Source organism: Desulfogranum japonicum DSM 18378 (assembly GCF_000429945.1).
Classification (GTDB): Bacteria; Desulfobacterota; Desulfobulbia; order Desulfobulbales; family Desulfobulbaceae; genus Desulfogranum; species Desulfogranum japonicum.
The window spans coordinates 1-6,695 of the sequence record NZ_AUCV01000080.1 but is presented as its reverse complement, the minus strand read 5'-3'; the positions used below and the strand labels follow the sequence as shown (position 1 = coordinate 6,695).

8 protein-coding genes are annotated in these 6,695 nt (G+C 40.3%); 1 reads left to right on the top strand and 7 read right to left on the bottom strand.

Features of this window, described 5'->3' with window-relative positions:
• Nucleotides 1–341: 341 nt before the first annotated feature.
• The 7 genes from G493_RS0121870 to G493_RS30710 all read right to left on the bottom strand — a co-directional run bounded on the left by G493_RS0121870 (nt 342) and on the right by G493_RS30710 (nt 6,398).
• Nucleotides 342–1,019, bottom strand: a complete 678-nt coding sequence (locus G493_RS0121870) for a lipase family protein (protein ID WP_028582088.1) — start codon at nt 1,017–1,019, stop codon at nt 342–344.
• Between the two features lie 93 nt (nt 1,020–1,112).
• Nucleotides 1,113–1,352 (bottom strand): hypothetical protein, encoded by a 240-nt coding sequence (locus G493_RS0121865; protein ID WP_028582087.1) that lies wholly within the window; start codon nt 1,350–1,352, stop codon nt 1,113–1,115.
• A gap of 160 nt (nt 1,353–1,512) precedes the next feature.
• The gene (locus tag G493_RS0121860) at nt 1,513–2,145 is read right to left on the bottom strand and encodes a tail fiber protein (RefSeq protein ID WP_028582086.1); all 633 of its coding nucleotides are present in this window, start codon (nt 2,143–2,145) and stop codon (nt 1,513–1,515) included.
• Between the two features lie 15 nt (nt 2,146–2,160).
• Nucleotides 2,161–2,805, bottom strand: coding sequence for a hypothetical protein (locus G493_RS0121855; protein WP_028582085.1), 645 nt, complete (start codon nt 2,803–2,805; stop codon nt 2,161–2,163).
• A 130-nt stretch (nt 2,806–2,935) separates the two neighbouring features.
• Nucleotides 2,936–3,556: a hypothetical protein gene (locus G493_RS0121850; protein ID WP_028582084.1), complete on the bottom strand. Its 621-nt coding sequence runs from the start codon at nt 3,554–3,556 to the stop codon at nt 2,936–2,938.
• A gap of 545 nt (nt 3,557–4,101) precedes the next feature.
• A complete protein-coding gene (locus tag G493_RS0121845) occupies nt 4,102–5,085 on the bottom strand; it encodes an FHA domain-containing protein (RefSeq protein WP_028582083.1) in 984 nt (327 codons plus the stop codon).
• A 20-nt stretch (nt 5,086–5,105) separates the two neighbouring features.
• A complete protein-coding gene (locus G493_RS30710; protein WP_051309786.1) occupies nt 5,106–6,398 on the bottom strand; it encodes a YcaO-like family protein in 1,293 nt (430 codons plus the stop codon).
• A gap of 73 nt (nt 6,399–6,471) precedes the next feature.
• On the opposite strand from G493_RS30710, the gene G493_RS0121835 reads away from it, so the two are divergent.
• The coding region (locus G493_RS0121835; RefSeq protein ID WP_028582082.1) for a helix-turn-helix domain-containing protein at nt 6,472–6,695 on the top strand (224 nt) is incomplete at its 3' end.

The following is a 6,695-nucleotide window of genomic DNA, read 5'->3' as shown; positions in this document are numbered from 1 at the left end:
CGTTTTGCCGATTATGCGTATTTCTTTGAGTCTTTTTATGATTCTGTAGCAAGGTAACTTGTCCAACCATATTGCTTCTCCATTGTATTGAATCGGTTAGCTATGGTTGAATACACTGTCTGGCCAGAATATCACCTTCTTTATTTTTATTTTCAATAGGTTATTAAAGTTTTTCTCGGTTCATGTCGTACGCTTGCCCTGATAATGACACAAAAAGAGCCTGGATCACAATTCAATTATATTTACAAAAATCGACATTTTGGCTGGGGGCGTCGAATTAAGCGGTTTGCATACAACGAAAAAACAGATAGATAACTTGAGAGAGTTTTAATATAGACCGGCTACACCCAGGTTGTACCACCTTTGATTCTGGGGTTGAGCCATGTCATAAATGCCTTGTTACCAACTCTTGGCTGTCCAAACGTTGTGATAGAGACGGTTTTTGCCAGAGAATCACAAGTAAGTGGAGCAAGAAGAGCTTGAGCCCCTCCAAGACTGTGGCCTGTAACATAAACCTGCCGGTTTTTCAGAATTGGGGTAAGAGCTTTATCAATTTCACTTTGCATATTCTTGACGGTTCTATAAAAACCCCTGTGTACCTCTCCTTCTCCTTCTTTAAAAGAAATAAGATGTCGATCAACGTCTTTAAACCAATCAACAATATTGGAGCTTCCGCGAAAGCAGAGAATGATAAAATCATTATTATAAAGAACCATAAATCTGGAGGTCTTTTCCCAGAAGCCTTTCGCTAGAGTGTGGTCTTCAAATTCAGCCAGCAAAGGTTGTTCAATATCAACGATTTTTACAGAAAGAGAATTATCATGGGCCTGCCATTTTTGAACCTGAGCAAGAATGTCACTATGATCTATGTTCTTGTCGTAGACCAAACCGCAAAGTTGGGCAAGAAGATAGATATTTTCTGAATTGTGTTCAGTGGTAATGGTGAAATCGAAACTTTCACTGTACTGTGCGGGCTGCTGGTAAAATATTGCTAAGCTTTCAATAATTGTTTTATCCATGAGCTTTCCTCACATTTTCCAAGAAACTGGGGCGAAACCAAATTTATTTTTATAAACAATTTAATATTATTGACGCTCGAGCCGAACTGAAAGTCATGGACCATGGACGCTACTTACTTGAATCTCTTCATGTTGCTGTGGTACTGAATTGTCGTATGTGATTTTTACATTATTGGCATCTTTTATAGTGGCAAAATCATTAGTGCATGTAAAACTAATTCCTCCACCACCTAGGTTAGTCAAATCTACGTCATGTCCATTTACTACTGCGCTCATGAGATAAACTTTATCAGCCATGTGAGCTGATGCTTGAACTAGATTGATTGTAGGCATTGTTTTCTCCTAAATTGTGATTTAAAATAAATTCTAAAAAGAATACACTATTGTTGATTATTTACGTTCTAGAGAACGTTGATTAAATATAAAAAATAACATTTGTGTAGCAATGGGTCTTTTAAGGTGTGTAATCTCACGAAATTGGAGTTGTGGCAATTTATAACTTTAGCCGACTTTCACGTGTCTTTATCAAATAATACATCGCAATATTATTTGATCTTGTTTCGTTACCGCCATTTACAGCTGTACTTTTGCTTGCACCGCCAGGAGTTGATATTGCCTGTGCAGCCGGTCCTTTGTCGCTACCCATTATCGGTGTCAAATCATTAATTTGATGAGAATGTTCTGCAAATTCATGTTTTTGAAGAGTACCAACCTGTTCAACTATCGAAGATCCAGTAGGTTTAAGTGTCGTGTAGTCAAGGCGTGCTCCACTCACAGCATCTGGATCATTGAATACGCCCAAAGGGGTTTTTATAGCTTCGTTTTGTGCACCTCGTACAAAAAAACCTCGCATGTCCGGGAGCTGAAAAGTATCGTCAGAGACAGACTGTTGGCGATAGACATCTCCTAAAACTTCGTACAATTCAGAATACAACTTTTTATCTAATTCCTGTCCGGCGGCTTCCATCCAGCCACCCAAATGAAGATGCGCTTTTAAACACAAGTTTCCATCGATTAAGTCATATATTTTTCCAGGAAAGAGTACAATCGCACCAATAGGAACGCGATTGTCAAACATTTTGTCAGGATAATTTTGACAAATTAAATTGTTACTTTCAGTTGTCATCTTCAGGTTCCCTTATCATTTTTTTTGAAAATACGGTTTATTGGTCGTTGGGTCCAATAATGCCGTTATATTCAATTGTTGTTGAGAAGGATTTAATGATATCCCCTTCCACTCAGTAAAAGAAGCTCTCGAATTTTCAATATTTTTTGTAGGGATAATTATTGGAAGATCGCTTTGTGTGCCAATGCTAAGATAAATCTTCTGCTCTATTTCAAGGCAACATGTAGTGCCATTGTACAATTTTGAAATTGATCTACAAATCATATTTCTTTCCGATCCCCCGCTAAACCATTCGAGATATAGTCCCTTCTTTGAACTTTCATTGTGTACGCCGAATTGATTAGATGGTATCGTAGAATCTGACATAGGTTTCGTAAACTGAGCCGATATACTGGTTATATCTTTAAATGTAACAGACTGTCCTTTTTCAATTGAATCACTGCAATTTATAATTTTACCTTCTTGGACGTCTTCATAGCACATTTTGGCAACCAAACTGTCTAACGTAAAAGAAGTCGAAATATTTTTACCTGAGACCACTTCAAATGTTTTCCACTGGAAAACATTGTATTCACTATTATTGCACCTAGGTTTAAAGGCTAACAATAGTTTGTGATTGTTTGAAGTGAATCCGATAGTTATTTGAAGATTGATTAGCATCAAACTCTCCAATATGTTTATTGTAAAATATAGTGCCCTTTCATTAATAATAATTATTTCTTTGAGAAGGGCACTAATTATTGTTCCTCAAGTCAAAACGGATTGTTTTCAACAAGAAAGAAAATTTACGTCAGTATTTTTCGTTAGTCATTTTGAAAATAGGCCTATTTGTAGCCTTGTCTATCTGAACTTCTATGTCTGCACTTTTTAAATTTGCATCAAGATCAATCCCTTGCAAATCAGTCCAGTTTTGAACAATAAATGTCTTTGTTTTAGTTTGACTACCAATTGTTAGATAGATTTTTTGAGTGAGCTCAAATGATGACATCCCGCTATTAAACATTGGGCTACTGGGTTTACAAACACTGTTACCGTTCAGACACCAAACTGGGTAAAGGTCTCCCACCGATGTATCGTTTCTAACACCACTTTGTTGGGGGGTCAAATTTACTGTATCCGGGGTCGGGACTCCCAATTGAGTAACATTTCCAGATACAGAGAATACCGACATATTCTGCAATGGAATCGTAACAGCGCGCGTTGTCTCCTTATCACCATTGAATATACCATAAGCACTTACTGTGTTGTTGATTGCAGGGAGAATAAATTTACCTCCTCCAGCTTGCGGTGCACAGGATTGCCATGCTGCAATCAACCAGTCAGAATTTGAACCTTGTGGTTTCAGATAGGCAAGAATTTGTTGCGATTGTAGATTCACATCTTTGTTTACGATCGTTAATGTAATTTCCATTTCATATCTCCTTGTGTGTAATGTGCGGAACACTTGAATGTAATGTGGGACATGCATCGATCAAAAAGAACCTTCTTGCAGTAAAGGTGGTAAATTTTATTTTGACTCTCCTGCTTCTCGCTTAAAATATTGAAATGCTTTAAGATAAAGACGATTTTTTCATTGTTTTTAGGCAATATCTTACGGATGACATATTATTCTTTCATTTTCCTCACCTCCTTGTATGGTTGTTAGCACAAGTCAAAATGCAGGTTTTACTAATTCTCATTGCTCTCATTTTTCTAAGGTGCAAAAGTTGAGCATCAACCTGCCTTAAGAACTCCTATTTCCAAGGTATGGTGTAAGATAACCAAGATCACAGGTATAGTACCATCACCGACCATTACAATTGGTTACAAACCATTACAACAGGAGGGTGTTGAAGCCGTGCCAGACTTTCAATACAATCAGGCAAGTTAGAATGTGCGAGTATAATTAATGAGTTAGAAAATATGAGAGAGGTAACAACTAGCTTCTAAGAAGGGAGTTACAGACCATTTCTTAAATTAGAACATAGTCCGAATATTGAAACTATTGGCTGGAAAACCAATACGTACTTTGCCACGCAGACGGCGGTCAATAATACGTTCGGCGACAACGGGGTCACACTTTTTGAAATCCTGCCTGACTCTGAAAACTTGTTGGGCAAGGTGTTCTCTGTTGATGAGAAGGTCGTCACAGATGACATTGCAGTCCACCCAGCCATTACCATCTTCTAAAATGTGCTTCTGTGAGTCAAACTTTTCTACGGTTTGAGAGGCTCGTATTCGAGCCAGATGAGCAAGCAGATAGAGATGTACTTTTGGTTGCAGGGTGTGACTTGTATTTCCGATCTGCAACGTCACTTCAGCACTTTCCTCGTCTGGAGCCACAGCGATATCTAGGTGGATGGGGATAGGCTCCATAAGATTTGATTCGAGCTGGCTCGTCGGTTTGATCTCGTTTCCTCCTTTTGCAAATACAACTTCAAACAGGGTTTTACCTGTGCGGAAAATCATACCGTGCTCGAGTATAGTAACCGCACCTGATTCGTCTTCCATGGTGAATCGGTTTTCGATGGTCGAGAAAATGGTACATAAGGGTGATTTCTCAGAAGGAAGGGGAAGAAGGTTGACCAAGGGGATAAGGGTCTCGGCTCCGTCATCTCCAGATGTGATAAGGCAGGACATCGGCTCGAGGTCCTGCACTAATAGATATTCTTGCTGTCTGTCCCCAAAAATAATCTTATCTCCAGCGTATATCTGGTGCATTTCGCCAGGTTGTTGTTTCCTGCCATTGATGAAGGTACCGTTTTTACTTCCGAGATCTTTTATAGTCCAATGATTGCCGGACCAGCTGATTCGTGCATGGAATCTTGAGACATTTCCACAGGAAAGGACGCTGTTGCAGCGTGGGTCGCGGCCAATAGTGTGCTCCCGAAATAACCAGATGGAATCTGTCTGTTCGGGTTTATCTGTTGGTCCTGATGATTGTTTGACTAATTTCCCCATGTTTTTTCCTTGGGTTAGGTCTAGAGAAGCAGTGGCACTGAATTAAGCTCGTCTTCTGACCTGAGTGTATTTTGCCATCCTAGCTGGACGGGGACCGTATATAACCGGCCATCGCCAAAACGGGGCCAGAAATGTCGTAGACCCGGAACTATCACATGTGCAACATATACTCCTGTATCAGGTCGTGATTTATTCACGACGACAAGTTCAAGACCAATCTGGTGTAACCTAAGCATGCATTCTTCGATATCCTCAAGCATGCTTGAGGAGGCACCATAATCAGATAACGGTATTTGATATGCAGTGTTGTCAGGATATAGAAACGCAGTTGAGTGGAGCTGTTGGTGGTCCCAGGGGGCGTGTAAATCTCCAGCAGGATCAAACAGCTGGTTCAGCTCTGTCAATGCGCGTCGAAGTGCGATTTTCCAGTCAAGATGGCAACCAAAACCGATAGAGAACCGTTCTTCATTCTTTTTCTGGGCAAGTGCGGTGTAGACCGGTATTCGTAAATCATGTGTTAAATCAAGTATCCAGATATTGCAGCCAAGTTGATTATATTCCTCTTTCATCTGGAGGTAATATTCATCCTCGATCTGTGCCAGGTTAATTTGTGGCCTGCTTGCTTTATTGTACCACCAGATGCCTACAGCATCTCGTTCAACCAATTCAAAAAAGCCTTGGAGGATTGCCTCCTCAAAGCAGGTTCCAGAGGCTACACCATTACCGTTATGAAGGGTAAATGAATTGTCAATTAAGGAGGGGACCTCTGTGTAGCAGTAAGTAAATGGTACAAATCTTGGCTTGTTATGTGATAGTGACCAGGCGGGGGTCCAGTCTATTACCTGTTCTGGCTCGTATTTTTTGGTAACACGAAGTGCATTTTCAATATCTTGTTCTCGTTGTCTGCCATATGTCTCATATTGCTTATCACTGAACAACTGGAGGGAATGTGGGGAGATGGCCTCATCACCCATCTCGTTCATTGAACCACGCACGATGGCTTCATCACCTTGATAGATACCGCTGAAGCGTTCAATCGCTTCAAAGAGCGCGCTTACCTTTGCCTGCTGCTCGCTCTGGCCTTTTCCTGCGCAGACCCGTTGAAAGGATTGGCCATTGACAGCTTTGGATTTAGGGCAGACACGATAACCAGAAACATATACTGGTCTAGAAAAAGTATGACGACCAGGCATGGGGCCAAGCTGACTTACAGGGCCACAGACCGGGCTTACCAGATGTTTGAATCGGGTGTAAGTGGTTTCCGGTGTTTGTTGCCGAAAACCACCATCGGTACAGGGTAAGCATAACGACATAATTATTTATAAAAAGCATTGACATTAGCTTTCCAGCTTGTAAATTTGCAATAAAATCAAACTGGAGCAAAATATGCTAGGAGTTAGTTTATCTAAAGAACAAGAGAATGAGCTTCATTCATTTAGGAAGCAGGCTTCTTCAAAGGACTCAGAAAAAGCACTGATAATTTTACTGAGCAATGATGGCAAAACAGTACCAGAAATAGCCCAGATCTTAAAACGAAATCCGCATACTATTCGTGACTGGCTTAAAAGATACATGGCAAAAGGGATCAAGGGATTAAACAGAAACTTTTC